Annotated in this window: 12 protein-coding genes; 5 read left to right on the top strand and 7 right to left on the bottom strand. The window is 73.0% G+C overall.

The window, feature by feature from the left end; translation table 11 throughout:
- Position 1 precedes the first annotated feature (1 nt).
- Positions 2-1207 carry a pyruvate dehydrogenase (acetyl-transferring) E1 component subunit alpha gene (gene pdhA / locus ACFYOV_RS06235; protein ID WP_389083419.1) on the bottom strand — a complete coding sequence of 402 codons (1206 nt, stop codon included), beginning with the start codon at positions 1205-1207 and terminating at the stop codon, positions 2-4.
- A 410-nt stretch (positions 1208-1617) separates the two neighbouring features.
- On the opposite strand from pdhA, the gene ACFYOV_RS06230 reads away from it, so the two are divergent.
- Positions 1618-2649 (top strand): phosphotransferase, encoded by a 1032-nt coding sequence (locus ACFYOV_RS06230; RefSeq protein WP_389083416.1) that lies wholly within the window; start codon positions 1618-1620, stop codon positions 2647-2649.
- 18 nt (positions 2650-2667) lie between these two features.
- On the opposite strand, the gene ACFYOV_RS06225 is transcribed toward ACFYOV_RS06230, so the two are convergent.
- Complete coding sequence (locus ACFYOV_RS06225; RefSeq protein WP_389083413.1) at positions 2668-4326, bottom strand: protein kinase; 1659 nt, start codon at positions 4324-4326, stop codon at positions 2668-2670.
- Positions 4327-4672: 346 nt separating this feature from the next.
- On the opposite strand from ACFYOV_RS06225, the gene ACFYOV_RS06220 reads away from it, so the two are divergent.
- Positions 4673-6310 carry a protein kinase gene (locus ACFYOV_RS06220; protein ID WP_389083411.1) on the top strand — a complete coding sequence of 546 codons (1638 nt, stop codon included), beginning with the start codon at positions 4673-4675 and terminating at the stop codon, positions 6308-6310.
- A 214-nt stretch (positions 6311-6524) separates the two neighbouring features.
- Here the strand turns inward: ACFYOV_RS06220 and ACFYOV_RS06215 are convergent, their stop codons facing one another.
- Complete coding sequence (locus tag ACFYOV_RS06215) at positions 6525-7064, bottom strand: bacterial proteasome activator family protein (protein WP_389084085.1); 540 nt, start codon at positions 7062-7064, stop codon at positions 6525-6527.
- A 778-nt stretch (positions 7065-7842) separates the two neighbouring features.
- Here ACFYOV_RS06215 and ACFYOV_RS06210 point away from each other — a divergent pair.
- Entirely contained in the window at positions 7843-8094 is a 252-nt protein-coding gene (locus ACFYOV_RS06210) for a hypothetical protein (RefSeq protein WP_389083409.1), read from the top strand.
- A 275-nt stretch (positions 8095-8369) separates the two neighbouring features.
- Here the strand turns inward: ACFYOV_RS06210 and ACFYOV_RS06205 are convergent, their stop codons facing one another.
- A complete protein-coding gene (locus ACFYOV_RS06205; RefSeq protein ID WP_389083407.1) occupies positions 8370-9353 on the bottom strand; it encodes an NAD(P)H-quinone oxidoreductase in 984 nt (327 codons plus the stop codon).
- A 211-nt stretch (positions 9354-9564) separates the two neighbouring features.
- Between ACFYOV_RS06205 and ACFYOV_RS06200 the strand changes: the two genes are divergently transcribed.
- Both ACFYOV_RS06200 and ACFYOV_RS06195 read left to right on the top strand, forming a co-directional pair.
- Positions 9565-10599: an ATP-binding cassette domain-containing protein gene (locus tag ACFYOV_RS06200; protein ID WP_389083404.1), complete on the top strand. Its 1035-nt coding sequence runs from the start codon at positions 9565-9567 to the stop codon at positions 10597-10599.
- A complete protein-coding gene (locus ACFYOV_RS06195; protein WP_389083402.1) occupies positions 10596-11444 on the top strand; it encodes an ABC transporter permease in 849 nt (282 codons plus the stop codon). Before ACFYOV_RS06200 ends, ACFYOV_RS06195 begins: the two co-directional genes overlap by 4 nt.
- 34 nt (positions 11445-11478) lie before the next feature.
- Here the strand turns inward: ACFYOV_RS06195 and ACFYOV_RS06190 are convergent, their stop codons facing one another.
- From ACFYOV_RS06190 to ACFYOV_RS06180, 3 genes are read right to left on the bottom strand one after another with little or no spacing between them, the layout of a single operon-like run.
- Positions 11479-12576, bottom strand: coding sequence for a potassium channel family protein (locus tag ACFYOV_RS06190; RefSeq protein ID WP_389083398.1), 1098 nt, complete (start codon positions 12574-12576; stop codon positions 11479-11481).
- Positions 12573-14054: a molybdopterin molybdotransferase MoeA gene (locus ACFYOV_RS06185; protein WP_389083396.1), complete on the bottom strand. Its 1482-nt coding sequence runs from the start codon at positions 14052-14054 to the stop codon at positions 12573-12575. The genes ACFYOV_RS06190 and ACFYOV_RS06185 overlap by 4 nt, the downstream gene beginning before the upstream one ends.
- Positions 14054-15025: an NTP transferase domain-containing protein gene (locus tag ACFYOV_RS06180; RefSeq protein WP_389083393.1), complete on the bottom strand. Its 972-nt coding sequence runs from the start codon at positions 15023-15025 to the stop codon at positions 14054-14056. The genes ACFYOV_RS06185 and ACFYOV_RS06180 overlap by 1 nt, the downstream gene beginning before the upstream one ends.
- Positions 15026-15051: the final 26 nt, after the last annotated feature.

The raw sequence follows: 15051 nt of genomic DNA, 5'->3' as shown, positions 1-15051 counted from the left end.
GTCACTTACCCCCGTCCGCGTCGGCGAACGACGCCTGGTATGCGGCGAACTGTGCCCGCTCCTCGTCCACGAGGGCGTGTCCGTCCGCGTACACGTTCTCGAAGATGGCGAAGTGGTCCGGGTCCTGCATGGCACGGACCGCCTCGCGCACTCGCCTGCCCAACGCCTCGGACTCGGTCTCCAGTTCCGCGAAGAACGCCTCGTCCGCGTGGTTGGACGCCTCGAGGTAGCGGCGCAGGCGCAGGATCGGGTCCTTGGCCTCCCAGGCCAGCCGCTCCTCGTCGCCCCGGTAGCGGGTGGGGTCGTCGGAGGTGGTGTGGGCGCCCATGCGGTAGGTGAACGCCTCGATCAGCGTCGGTCCCTCACCGCTGCGGGCCCGCTCCAGGGCCCACTTGGTGACGGCCAGGTTCGCCAGGACGTCGTTGCCGTCCACCCGCACGCCCGGGAAGCCGAAGCCCTGCGCACGCTGGTACAGCGGGACGCGGGACTGCTTCTCGGTCGGCTCGGAGATGGCCCACTGGTTGTTCTGGCAGAAGAACACCACGGGGGCGTTGTAGACCGCGGAGAAGGTGAACGCCTCGGCCACGTCGCCCTGGCTGGAGGCGCCGTCGCCGAAGTAGGCGATCACCGCGCTGTCCGCGCCGTCCTTGGCGATACCCATGGCGTAGCCGGTGGCGTGCAGGGCCTGCGAGCCGATGACGATCGTGTAGAGGTGGAAGTTGTTGCCGTTCGGGTCCCAGCCGCCGTTGTTGACGCCGCGGAACATGCCGAGCAGGTTGGTCGGGTTCACCCCGCGGCACCAGGCCACGCCGTGTTCACGGTAGGTGGGGAAGACGTAGTCGTCGTCGCGCAGGGCCCGGCCGGAGCCGATCTGCGCCGCCTCCTGGCCGAGCAGCGAGGCCCACAGGCCCAGCTCGCCCTGGCGCTGCAGGGAGGTGGCCTCGGCGTCGAAGCGGCGGGTGAGCACCATGTCGCGGTAGAGGCCGCGGAGCTCCTCGGCGGTGATACCGGCGACGTACTGGTCGAACTCGGCGTTCTTGACGCGCTTGCCCTCGGGGGTCAGCAGTTGGACGAGGGCGGGCTCGGCGCTCCTCGCCGCGCCGGTGGCCTTCTTGGTCGTGCTGGTGGTGCGCTTGGTGCCGGTGGCGCCGGCCTTGGTCCCGGCGCTGCGTCGCGGTGTGCGCGCGGCAGTGCTCTCCACGGTCACGTGTGCTCCTCCGTCGGTCCGGCCCCCGGGGTTGCCGGTAGGCCAGTGCGGCTCACCTGTTTCTCGACCACCGGGCACGGGGTGGGTGCCGCTCGACCGGGAACAGGCGTGACAGGTGCCCCGGCGAGCGCCCTGCAACAAGCACGTTACCCAGTGCTCCACATATCTGTGAAACACCCTCTGACCTGCGTTTTTGCTTGGATATCCAAGTAAATCCGAAGGGCCTGGAAGGCGCGCTGGTCACAGCCTTGCAGGAGGCCGGAGCAACGGCACGTTATCCCGCGCACCCCTGGCACGGGAAGAGTCGGAATTCCGAGCGAGCGCCGATTCGGGCACGCTCCGCGACCACAAATGACAGCTTGTGACAACGCGCAGCTCACAGGGTCGGGCGTTCCCCTAGCATCTGGCGCGTGTCGCCGCTACGTGTACCACCCCCTGTATCTCACGCGCCCCCACTGGGCGCCCTGCTCCGCCGGTACGCCGCCGGTTCTGCCCTCACCTGCGAGCCGGTCGTCGAGGGCCTGCTCAACCGCGGCTACCGGCTGCGCACCACCCGCGGCCGCTACTTCCTCAAGTACCACTTCGACCCCGAGACCGCCGATCCGGCGGCCATCGTGCGCCAGCACCGGGCCACCCGGCGCCTGGCCGCCCTGGGCGTTCCGGTGGCCCCCGCGCTGCCCGGCCGGGACGGGCGCACGGTCGCGGTCGTCGGGGGCCACGCCTACGCCCTGCACCCGTGGATCGACGGACGGCACCGGCACGGCGGGCAGCTCACGCCGGGACAGTGCGGGCGACTGGGTGCCCTCCTGGGGGTGGTGCACGCGGGACTGGAGCGCGTGATGCCGGCGCACGGGCGCGCACGGGCCACCCCGGCGGAGAGCGCGGACCCGGCGGACACCTTCGCGCTGATCGACGACCTGCTCGGGCGCGTGCGTCGGCACCGCCCCGCCGATTCCTTCGACGAGCTCGCCCGCCACCGGCTCCTGGAGCGGCGTGCCCTGCTGGAGCGGCACGCGGACCGGCGCCCGCCCCACGGGGGCGCGGTGGGCTGGGTGCACGGGGACTTCCACCCGTTCAACCTGCTCTACCGCGGTGACGCGCCCGCCGCGATCGTCGACTGGGACCGGCTGGGGGTGCAGCCCCGCGCGGAGGAGGCGGTCCGCGCGGCGGCGATCTTCTTCGTCCGGCCCGCCGGCACGCTGGACCTGCCGAAGGTGCGGTCCTACGCCCGGGCGTACCGGCGCGCCGCCGGGGCCACGCCCTCCGAGCTGGCCGCGGCGGTACACCGCGTGTGGTGGGAACGCCTCAACGACTTCTGGATGCTCCGCTGGCACTACGAGCGGGGTGACACCCGTGCGGACCCTCAGTTCCCGGCCGCGTCGGCCCTGGCGGTGTGGTGGACCAGGGAGTACGAGGCGGTCTGCGGGGCGTTCACGGACTGACCGTGGCCCGGTCGCCGGTCAGCCGGCACCGCCGTCGACGGTGCCGCCGTTGACCGCGCCACCGGCGTCGGTCCCACCGGCGTCGGTCCCGCCCGCGTCGGTCCCGCCCGCGTCCGTACCGCCCGCGTCCGTACCGCCGGTGTCGGTGCCGCCCGTGTCGGTGCCACCGGTGTCCGTGCCACCGGTGTCCGTGCCGCCGGTGTCCGTGCCGCCCGTCGCGGTCGGCTGCGAGGCCGTCGGCGGGTCGGTCGGCTCCTCGGTCTGCGGCTGGGACGGCTCCTCGGACGGGGTGTACGACGGGGGCCAGTTGCCGCCGGTGCCCGAACCGGTGTCGCCGCCCGTGCCGGGGTCGACCGGCTCCTCGGTCGGGTCGTCGCTCGGGGTCTCGCTGGGCTTCTCCTCCTCGGTGCTCTGCGAGACGGACGGCGACTTGGAGGGCGTCTTGCCCCCACCGCCACCGCCACCGGCGTTGTTCAGCGCCAGGGCGACACCGGCGGCGACGGCAATCACCGCGAGCACCGCGAGGATCCACAGCTTGCCCCGGCCGCTGCCCTGGTTGCCGCCGCCCTCGAAGCCGCCGTCGTCCCCGCTGCCGTAACCGGCGGGCAGGATCGGCTGCGGGATCGCCGTCGTGCCGGCGGCGTCCGGGTGCGGCATCACGGCCGTACCGGCGAAGCCCGCCGCCGGGGTGTGGCGGCCCTCGTGCATCTCCACCGGGCCGGTGTTCCAGGTCCCGGTGTGGCCGCCCTGGTCGTAGAGCATCTGGAGCGCGTACTGGACCAGTCCGCGCATCTCCTCGGCCGTCTGGAACCGGTCGTCGGGCTCCTTGGCGAGGGAGCGCATGACCAGACCGTCCAGCTCCGGCGGGCAGGCGTCCGAGGCCTCCGACGGGGGCGTGGGGATGTCCTGGACGTGCTGGTAGACCACCGACAGCGGCGTCTCACCGGTGAACGGGGGCCGCAGTGCCAGCAGTTCGTACATCAGGCAGCCGGTCGCGTACAGGTCGGACCGGTGGTCGACGGCCTTGCCCAGCGCCTGCTCCGGCGAGAGGTACTGCGGGGTGCCCATGACCATGCCGGTCTGCGTCATCGTCGTGGACGCGCCGTGCAGGGCGCGGGCGATGCCGAAGTCCATCACCTTCACGGCGCCGTTGTTGGTGATGATGACGTTGGCCGGCTTGATGTCGCGGTGCACGATGCCGTGCTGGTGCGAGTAGGCCAGCGCCTCGAGCACGCCCGAGACGATGATCAGCGCCTGCTCCGGGCCGGGGGCCTCGGCGTTGATCAGCAGGTCTCGGATGGTGCGGCCCTCGACCAGCTCCATCACGATGTACGGCACCGACTGGCCGCCCACGACGTCCTCGCCGGAGTCGTACACGGCGACGATCGCGTGGTGGTTGAGACCGGCCACCGACTGCGCCTCGCGGGTGAACCGCGCCTTGGCGATCGGGTCCTCCGCGAGGTCGGAGCGCAGCAGCTTCACGGCCACCGTGCGCCCGAGCCGCACGTCCTCCGCGGCGAACACCTCCGCCATGCCGCCCCGGCCGAGTCTGTGGGTCAGCCGGTACCGGCCGTCGCCGACAAGCCCGCCGTTACCCCAGTTGTCCGGCGCTTCCGACGTGCCGCCGCCAGTCGCCTCGGGGTCGGACGGGCCCTGAGCGCGCTGCTGCTGTGCCATCAGTCCTCGCCGTCGTTTCTGCCCGCGGTGCGCGCGGTGTTGTTACGGTCTCCGTCGGCCACGCTACAGCCTCCGCGCAAGCCTCCGGTCCGAGACGGGCGCCAGGACGGGCACGAGACGGGATCGGCCATGAAACCCGCACCCCGCACCGTCGTGCAAATTCCGTGGGCCGGGCGTACGGCCCCTGTAACGCTTCCGCGACGCTTCTTTCGCGTACGGTCACGGAACGGGCACCGCGCTTGACGTGTCAGTGGCCTGGGGCAGACTTGGCCGGGAATAGCGCATTGGATCTACAACGGATCAGCCACAGTCGGCGGCGCCGGAGAGGCTGCGGGGGACGCGGAACATGAGCCAGGACGGCGCACAGGGCCGGTACGCGGGGCGGGCGCTCGCCGGCGGCCGCTACCAACTGCGGGACCTGCTCGGCCAGGGCGGCATGGCGTCGGTGCACCTCGCCTACGACAGCGTGCTCGACCGTCAGGTCGCGATCAAGACCCTGCACACCGAACTGGGCCGGGAACAGGCCTTCCGCGAGCGCTTCCGCCGCGAGGCCCAGTCCGTGGCGAAGCTCACGCACACCAACATCGTGTCGGTCTTCGACACCGGCGAGGACGACGTCGACGGCATGACCACGCCGTACATCGTCATGGAGTACGTCGAGGGCCGTCCGCTCGGCTCGGTGCTGGACGAGGACGTGCGGCAGTACGGCGCGATGCCCGCCGACAAGGCGCTGAAGATCACCGCCGACGTGCTGGCCGCGCTCGAGATCAGCCACGAGATGGGGCTGGTCCACCGCGACATCAAGCCGGGCAACGTGATGATGACCAAGCGCGGCGTGGTCAAGGTCATGGACTTCGGCATCGCCCGCGCCATGCAGTCCGGCGTGACGTCGATGACGCAGACCGGCATGGTCGTCGGCACGCCGCAGTACCTCTCCCCGGAGCAGGCGCTCGGCCGCGGCGTCGACGCGCGCTCCGACCTGTACTCGGTCGGCATCATGCTGTTCCAGCTGGTGACCGGGCGGCTGCCGTTCGACGCCGACTCGCCGCTGGCGATCGCCTACGCGCATGTCCAGGAGGAGCCGCCGGTTCCGTCCTCGATCAACCGCTCGCTGCCGCCGGCCGTGGACGCGCTGATCGCCCGTGCCCTGAAGAAGAACCCGAACGAGCGCTTCCCCAGCGCGGACGCGATGCGCGGCGAGTGCCTGCGGGTGGCCCAGTCCTTCCAGCCTGCCCCGCCGAACATCGTCCCCGGCACGCAGGGACAGAGCGGCGCGGGCGTCGGCTCCGCGGTGTTCCCGCCGGTCGACCAGGCGACCCCGGCGGGAACGGGCAACGTGCAGACGCCGTACCAGCCGGTCCCGGCACCGAACCCGTACGGTCCCCAGTCCCCGGCGTACGGCTACCCGCACCAGGGCGGGTACCAGACGCCCCACCCGTCGCCGTACGCCCAGCAGCCGGGCCCGTCGACCCCGCCGCCGTACACCATCTCGCCCCAGGGGCCGGGGCAGGGTTCCCCGGGCGGCCGGAAGAGCAACCGGCCGGTCGTCATCGGCTCGATCGTGGTGTCGCTCCTGGCCGTCGGCGGCCTGATCACGGCGCTGCTGGTCAACAACGGCGGCACCGAGGACAAGGCGGGCGGGGGCAGCAACAGCAGCAGCGCCTCGGCCTCGCCCGACAAGCGGCCGGGCTACCGCGGGCCGGACACGAAGAAAACGATCGAGAAGGACGAGTGCACCGAGCCGCAGGAGTCGTACAACGACCCTGAAAAGATCGAGCTCCCGAACTTCAAGTTCAAGTACATCAAGTCGGTCAAGGAGTGCTTCCAGGCCGCCGGCTGGCAGATGAAGGTCGTCGAGGTCGACGAGAACACCTTCGGCGAGGGCTCGGTCAGGGACCAGTTCCCACCGCCCGGTACGGACGTCGACCCGGCGGACATGCCGGAGATCACCCTCAAGGTCTCGACGGGCAACCCGCCGTCCTGATCCAGGCCGGGCGCGCGGTACCGGAGGGCGCGGGCGCGGCAGGCACGTGACCGCCGGTGCAGGCGCGGCAGGCACGGGAAAGGGGCCCGGATGCCGGGCCCCTTCGCGTTGTCGGCCGGAGACCCGCGCGTCCCGGGCGGGGCCCGGTGGACACCGCGCGTCCCGGGCGGGACCACGGGACGCCGGGCGCTCAAGGCGGGACCAGAGGCAGGGCCTAGAGGTAGGGGCCGCCCGAGCGGCCGCCCGGGTGGGGCTCTTCGTGGCCGTCGCCGACGCCGGGCGGAAGAGCGCGGCGCATCTGCTCCAGCTGGGCGCGGGCGGCCATCTGCTGGGCGAACAGGGTGGTCTGGATGCCGTGGAAGAGGCCCTCCAGCCAGCCCACCAACTGAGCCTGGGCGATCCGCAGTTCGGCGTCGCTCGGGGTCGCCTCGTCCGTGAACGGCAGGGAGAGCCGCTCAAGTTCCTCCACCAGCTCCGGCGCCAGGCCGTCCTCGAGCTCCTTCACCGAGCTGGCGTGGATCTCCTTCAGCCGGGCCCGGCTGGCCTCGTCGAGAGGAGCCACGCGCACCTCCTCCAGCAGCTGCTTGATCATGCTGCCGATCCGCATGACCTTCGCCGGCTGCTCCACCTGCTCCGTCAGCGGCGTCTCGCGGGAGTCCTCGTCTCCGTTGCCGCCGCTGAGCGCCATCCCGTCCTGGCCGACGACCAGGATCTGCGGATTCTCCGGCGACCGTTCGTTCCTCGGCATCTCCATGCCGCCATTGTCGCGCACGCGGACCGCTCCTCCGTGTGGTGCCCCCCACTGAGGCCGAGCCGCCGTCGTCCCCGGCGGGGTCGACCCGACGGGGGTATCCGACATGCCGGGATTGCACGGAAATGGGAGGCTGTTTGACGTCCATTCGGCCCAACTTGCCGACGGTGTGCACGAGCACCGGCCGGCGCGGGAGGTCACGGTCGTGACTCCATGGCTGCGCATAGCGGGGGCGACGTGGGTGGGGCTCGCCCTGCGGGTGGGGGTTGTCCTGGGTGCTGGGGCGGGGACGGTGATGGTGCCCTGGGGCGGGCTTGTGGCGTACGGGGCACAGGGGGCGGCGGAGACGGGCTCCGTCTCGCACACCGGGTCCGGGGCGGGGACGGCCCGGGGGGCTGAGGGGGAGGCGGGCGGGAACGACAACGGGGACAGGGACGGGCGCCGGGGGGACGGTCCCGGGTCCGGTCGGGGTGCGGCCCCCGGCTCCCGTGTCCACGAGGGCTCGCGTCCCGCATCCGGCTCGGAGTCGGACTCCGACGCGTGGTCCGGATCCCGCACCCCTGCGGACCCTGCCGCCGGCCCCGGTCCGCACTCCCGCTCCGAAGTGGCGCCCGGCGCCGGCCCCGGGGCCGCCTTCCGTTCCCCTTCCCCCGCGCCCTCCGCCGAGCCGTCCCGGGCCGGGAGCCGGCCGGGTGAGGGGCGGGAGCGGCCCGGGCGGCGGGAGCCTGCCGAGGAGGACGCCGGTGAGGTCGGTGCCCTACCGGACGGGCAGCCCGCGGACGTGGGCGCCCTGCCCGAGCTGCCCGGGACGCCGAGCGCCGGTGTCGGCGAGGCCGTCCCGGACGCGGCGGCAGAGGCCGTTCCGGTGCCCACGGCACGGTCGGCGGAACCCGTGCCGAACGCCGCCGCGGGGAACGGAAGTGCCGGCGGGCCCGTCCTGCGCATCCTGCCGCTGGGCAGCGGCCTGATGCTCATCGGACTCGGCTTCGGCCTCGCCTTCGTCGGGCTGCGGCTGCGCCAGGGCACGAGCTGAGACCGGGGCCGACCGGGACCCCGCCCGACCGCGGCTTTCCTGCCGACCGGTCGCGACGCGGCCCCGGGGCCGCGCCACGGACCGCCCCGGGGCCCCACCGCCGACCCGCGGCGGCCATCCGCACAGGTCCGGCGGCCGGCCCGGGACCGGACTCGGCGCGGGCGGCCGGCGGCCGACCCCGGCGCGTACGCGGTCGGCACACGGCCACCAGCGGACGACCCGGCGCATGCGCGGCCGGCGCACCGCGGACGGCGGCCGACCCGGCGGGTGCGGGTTCAGCGCGGAGTCACCAGCAGGACCTTCCCGACGTGGCCGCTGTCCTCCACCACCCGGTGGGCGGCGGCCGCGTCCGGCATCGGGATCTCGCGGTCGATCACGGGACGGACGTGCCCGCCGGCGATCAGCGGCCACACGTGCTCCCGCACGGCCGCCACGATCGCCGCCTTCTCCTCGAGCGGCCGGGCCCGCAGCGAGGTGGCGCTGATGGCGGCCCGCTTGCGCAGCAGGGCGTTGATGTCCAGCTCGCCCTTGACACCGCCCTGGAGGCCGATGATCGCGAGCCGGCCGTTGACCGCGAGGGCGCGGATGTTGCGGTCCAGGTACTTGGCGCCCATGTTGTCGAGGACGACGTCCGCGCCGGCGCCGTCCGTGGCCCGCCGCACCTCCTCGACGAAGTCCTGCTCACGGTAGTTGACGAGGATGTCGGCGCCCAGGTCGGCGCAGCGCTCGAGCTTCTCCTTGGTGCCCGCGGTGACGGCGACCCGGGCGCCGACGGCCTTGGCGAGCTGGATCGCCATCGTGCCGATGCCGCTGGAGCCGCCGTGCACGAGCAGGGTCTCGCCGGGGCGAAGGTGGGCGATCATGAAGACGTTCGACCAGACCGTGCTGACGACCTCCGGGAGCGCCGCGGCCGACTTCACGTCGAGTCCCTCGGGCACGGGCAGCAGCTGCCCGGCCGGAACGGCGACCTTCTCCGCGTAACCACCGCCCGAGAGCAGTGCGCAGACCTCGTCCCCGACCGACCATCCGCCCACCCCGGGCCCGAGCGCGGCGATCCGCCCGGAGCACTCCAGCCCCGGGTACGGCGACACACCGGGCGGCGGCGCGTAGAACCCCTGCCGCTGAAGGATGTCGGCCCGGTTGACGGCTCCCGCCGTCACCTCCACCAGCACCTCGCCCTCCCCGGGCACGGGATCGTCCACCTCGGCCCACACCAGCGCCTCGGGCCCACCGGGTTCAGCAATCGTGATCGCATACATGCGCCCGACGCTACTCCTGACCTCACAGCACCCGGCCGGGGGTCACGTCTACCACTGCCCCCTGACGCGCTCCTTCCCGCCACCGCCCGGGGCACGGCCCGGCTCCCCCTCCGGGGGGCCGATCCGTGAGAAATCCGGGTGCGGGAGCGATGAGTTTGCGGGACGGTGAAGGTCTCCCCTGCGTAGCCCACGCATGCGGAAGGACCCCAGCATGAGCACCAAGACGTCCGGCCTGGCGATCGAGACCGCGGGCCTGGTCAAGACCTTCGGTGAGACCCGGGCCGTCGACGGGGTCGACCTCGCCGTGCCGGCCGGGACGGTGTACGGCGTCCTCGGCCCCAACGGCGCCGGCAAGACCACCACCGTGAAGATGCTCGCCACCCTCCTGCGCCCCGACGGCGGCGAGGCCCACGTCTTCGGGCACGACATCGTGCGCGAGGCCGACGAGGTGCGCGGCCGGGTGAGCCTCACCGGCCAGTACGCCTCCGTGGACGAGGACCTCACCGGCACCGAGAACCTGGTCCTGCTGGCCCGCCTCCTCGGACACCGCAAGCCCGCCGCCCGCACCCGCGCCGCCCAGCTCCTCGAGGCCTTCGGCCTCACGGACGCCGCAGGGAAGCAGGTCAAGCACTACTCGGGCGGCATGCGGCGCCGCATCGACATCGCCGCGTCCATCCTCAACACCCCAGACCTGCTGTTCCTCGACGAACCGACGACCGGCCTCGACCCGCGCAGCCGCAACCAGGTCTGGGACATCGTCCGCGCCGTGGTCGCTCAGGGCACCACCGTCCTGCTGACGACCCAGTACCTGGACGAGGCCGACCAGCTCGCCTCCCGCATCGCCGTCATCGACCGCGGCAAGGTGATCGCCGAGGGCACCAAGGGCGAGCTGAAGGCGTCCGTCGGCGCCGGCTCCGTCCATCTGCGGCTACGGGACCCGGACCAGCGCCCCCTCGCCGCCGAACTCCTGCGCACCACCCTCGACGCCCAGGTGCAGCCCGAACCCGACCCGGTTGCCCTCACCGCCCGCCTCGGCACGGCCGCGAGCGACGACACCGCCGCCGAGCAGGCCGCCCGCGCCCTCGGCGAGCTGGCCCGGGCCGGTGTCACCGTGGACAACTTCTCCCTCGGCCAGCCCAGCCTGGACGAGGTGTTCCTCGCCCTCACCGGCCACGACACCCACGCGTCCGACTCCGCGCACACCCACGACGACTCCCACGACCCGAAGGACGAGGTGGCGGCATGAGCACCGCGACGACCACCGAGAGCACCGAGCTCGCCCCGGTCCGCACCGACTCCCTCGCCGAACTGCTGGTCGCCAAGGAGCGCCCACCGCGCCCCAGCGCCTGGTCCGCCTCGCTGACCTTCGGCTGGCGGGCGATCCTGAAGATCAAGCACGTGCCGGAGCAGCTCTTCGACGTCACCGCGTTCCCGATCATGATGGTGCTGATGTACACGTACCTGTTCGGCGGGGCGCTGGCCGGCTCGCCGGAGAAGTACATCCAGTTCCTGCTGCCGGGCATCCTCGTGATGTCGGTCGTGATGATCACGATGTACACCGGCGTCTCGGTCAACACCGACATCGAGAAGGGCGTCTTCGACCGGTTCCGCAGCCTGCCCATCTGGCGGCCGTCCACCATGGTCGGCTATCTGCTCGGCGACGCCCTGCGCTACACCATCGCGTCCGTCGTGATGCTCACCGTCGGCCTGATCCTCGGCTACCGCCCGGACGGCGGCGTCGCCGGAGTGCTCGCCGGGATCGCGCTGCTGGTGGTCTTCTCGTTCGCGTTCTCGTGGATCTGGACGATGTTCGGGCTGCTGCTGCGCACCGAGAAGTCGGTGATGGGCGTCAGCATGATGGTGATCTTCCCGCTCACCTTCCTCTCCAACGTCTTCGTCGACCCCCGGACCATGCCGGGCTGGCTCCAGGCGTTCGTCAACAACAGCCCCGTCACCCATCTCGCGTCCGCGGTGCGCGGACTGATGGCGGGCGACTGGCCAGCCGACGAGATCGCCTGGACGCTCGGCTGGGCGGCCCTGTTCGTGCTGGTCTTCGGGCCGGTCACGATGCGGCTCTACAACCGCAAGTAGCGCCCGGCAACCCTGACCGCCGGGCGCCCGGCGGTCAGGGGCGGGGGAGCGGACGGACGTCGGGCAGGACCTTTGTGCCCGGCGTCGCCCGCACGATCGTGATCAGCCGATCCGTCAGCTCCAGGGTGCCGACGGCCGGATCGTCGTAGCCGAGCACCCGGTGCCCGCGGACGACGCTCACCACGAGGTCGTCCGCCTCCCGCGGGGTCTTGCCCACCTCGGCCTTTATGACGGGACGCTCCACAATGTCGAGCCCCGTGCCCTGCTGGATGAGGTCCTCCATCACCATGCCCGCCGAAGGGCTGAGCACGGACAGGCCCAGCAGCCGGCCGGCCGCGCTCGCGCTGGTGATGACCGCGTCGGCACCCGACTGCTTCAGCAGCGGCGCGTTCTCCTCCTCGCGCACCGCGGCCACGATCTTGGCGCCGCGGTTGAGCTGCCGGGCCGTCAGCGTCACGAGGACGGCCGTGTCGTCGCGCTGGGTCGCGATGATGATCTGCCGCGCCTTGTGCACCTCGGCCCGCTTGAGGACCTCGCTGCGCGTCGCGTCCCCGACCACGCCCGCGTACCCGTCGGCCGTCGCGGCGTCGACCGCCTTGCCGCTGGGGTCGACCACGACGACCTGTTCCTTCTTGACCCCGGTCGCGCAGACCGTCTTGATCGCCGACCTGCCCTTGGTGCCGAAGCCGATGACAACGGTGTGATCGCGCAACGTGGACCTCCAGCGGTTCAGTCGCCACTCCTCCCGGGTGCGTTCGGTGAGTGCCTCGAGGGTGGTGCCGACCAGGATGATCAGGAACAGCACACGCAACGGCGTGATGACGAAGATATTGGTGAGCCGGGCGGCGTCGCTGACCGGAGTGATGTCGCCGTACCCGGTGGTGGAGAGCGTGACGGTCGCGTAGTAGAAGGCGTCGAGGAGATCGACCGCGCCGTCGGAGTTGTCGTTGTACCCGTCGCGGTCGAGGTAGACGATCATCGCGGTCACCGCGAGAACCACGAGAGCGATGGAGAGCCGCTTGGTGACCTGGCGGATCGGGTGCTCCACCATCTTCCGCGGCAGCTTGACCACATGGGTCACCAGATGTTCGTCCGCCTGACGGGCGATGGCGTCCTGACCCGGAAGTTTCACGTGAAACACACCCCGATTCCCGCTGATGCCCAGGGCAGGTCCAACAGTTCGGCCTCCTGCCCCGGCCGTGTTCCGCCCGGCGGAACGACGGCGAGCGCGTCGGCCGCCGCCACGCCGCGCAGCATGGCCGGGCCGTTGTAGAGCAGCGGCAGCGCGTGGTCGCCGCGCAGGGTGACCGGGACCAGCCGGGTGTCGTGCGGGTGCCCCTGCACCCCGTCCCGCAGCGGTACCCGGTACGGCTCGGTGGCCGGCCGGGCCCCCAGGGTGCGCAGCAGGGGCTCGGCGAGGGTGAGCAGTCCCGAGACGGCGGCGAGGGGGTTGCCGGGCAGGCCGACGAGGTGCTGGTTCTCTTTGGTGCGGGCCAGCAGCATGGGGTGGCCGGGACGCACCTGTACGCCGTCCACGAGGAGTTCGGCGCCGATGCGGCGCAGGGTGGGGTGGACGTGGTCGACCGGCCCGGCCGCTGTGCCGCCGGTGGTGACGACGACATCGGCACCGGATGCCGTGATCGCCTCGTACAGCGCCTCGGCGTCGTCGCGGACCCGGCGGACGGAGGTCACCTCGGCGCCGAGTGCGCGCAGCCACGGAGGCAGCATCGGGCCGAGCGCGTCCCGGATCAGGCCCTCGCGCGGCAGGCCCTCGGTGAGCAGCTCGTCGCCGAGGACCAGGACGTCGGCGCGGGGGCGGGGCACGGCGGTGAGCGTGTCGTACCCGGCCGCCGCGGCCAGGCCCAGCACGGCCGGGGTCACCTGGGTGCCGACGGGCAGCAACTGGTCGCCGCTGCGGCACTCCTGGCCGCGGGGGCGGATGTCCTGGCCGTGCGCGACCGTGGTGGTGCCCGTGGCCCGGGGGACGGCGGCGTGCAGACGGCCGTTTCCGTCGGTGCGGCCGTGCTCGCTGCGCAGCACTGCGGTGGTGTCCAGGGGGATCCTGGCGCCGGTCGCGATGCGGACGGCCTCGCCGTCGGTGAGCGGCGCGTGCGCGGTGTGCCCGGCGAGGACGCCCTCCTCGCGCACGTCCCAGGGGCCGGGTCCGGACACCGCCCAGCCGTCCATCGCGGAGGTGTCGAAGGAGGGCAGGTCGGTGAGGGCGGTGAGGGGGGCGGCCAGGGTGAGACCCAGGGCCGCGTCGAGGGGCACCTGGACCGGGGGGCGGCGGGCCGTACGGCCGCCGTCGCGCTGCCGGGCGGCACGTTCGGCGATGCTCCGGGCCTCGGTCCAGGGCGTGGCCGCCCTGCGGTGCGGGTCGCGAGGGGCGCCGGAGCGCTCGCCCTCGGGGGACCGGTCCTTCGGGGACATGGTGCGCGGGTCCTTGGGGGACGTGGCGGAGGTGGGCCCGGCCTCCCGTGGCCCGGCGGGCGGGTGGTGGCCGAGGGGGTGGCCGGGATCGCGGCCGCGGTCTTCCTTCACGAGGGCGAGGGCCTCGTCGACGTCGAGGTCGTCGGCGTCCTCGCCGGCCCGGGTGGCGTGCGCGGCCATCAGGCGTCCGGGCGGGTTTCGGGCGTCGCGCCGGGGGCGGCGTCGGCCCGGGTGTCCTCGGACGGCGCGGTCTTCGCGCCGGTGGTTCCGGGCGTGTCGGCGGTGTCCTCGTCGGCCCAGCGCAGGGCGAGTGCCGCGGCCTTGCGGGCGGCCTCGACCACGGCCTCCGGGCCGCCGCCGGCCCGCGCGGCCGCGTAACCGACGAGGAACGTGGTCAGCGGGGCCGCGGGCCGGGCCACGCCGTGGGCGGCGTCACGGGCGAGGTCGAGCAGCACGCCGGTGTCGACGTCCAGATCGAGGCCCAGCTCGTCCTTGACTGCGGAAATCCATTCATCCAACACGTTCCCATGCTCCCTGATGCGTGCCCTGGCAAGGGCGATGTCGTCCCAGGTGTCGCAGTCGAAGGACGCCACCGGGTCGGAGATACGGGTGAGATCGAGCGAGCCCGTCAGCCGGCGCAGCGGAAGCCCGCCCAGCCCGCCCGGGGCGCCGTGTCCACCCGTGAGCGCGGCGAGTCCGGCGCGCAGGGACGCCGTCCGGTACGCGGCCACGAGCGGCTGGTCCCGGCCGTCCGCGTCGGTCAGCACGGCCCCGTCGGCCGTGCTGACGCGCAGCGCGGTCAAGAGCACCCGGACGGTGCGCTCGTCGAGGAACGGCAGGTCGGCCGAGAGCAGCACGACACGGTCGGCGGTGGTGTGCCGCAGACCGGCCTCGAGCGCGGCGAGCGGCCCGCCGCCCGGCGGTTCCTCGCGCGCCCAGACGACGGGGCGCCCGGTGGGCCGGGGGTCGGCGACGACGACGGTGGTCCGGGCCCCGGCGCAGGCCGCGAGCACCCGGTCGAGCAGCGCCCGACCGCCGACGCTCACGCCGGGCTTGTCTGCGCCGCCCAGTCGGCGCGCGCCACCACCGGCGAGCACGACGGCGTCGTACGCGGAGTCGCCCCCTTCGAAGGGGCGCTCGTACTCGGTCACACCCCTGAGTATGCGTGCCCCCCGCG

It is taken from the genome of Streptomyces sp. NPDC005931 (assembly GCF_042871235.1).
Taxonomy (GTDB): domain Bacteria; phylum Actinomycetota; class Actinomycetes; order Streptomycetales; family Streptomycetaceae; genus Streptomyces.
The sequence above is the reverse complement of the archived record's forward strand: the minus strand, read 5'-3'. Positions and strand labels throughout refer to the sequence as shown.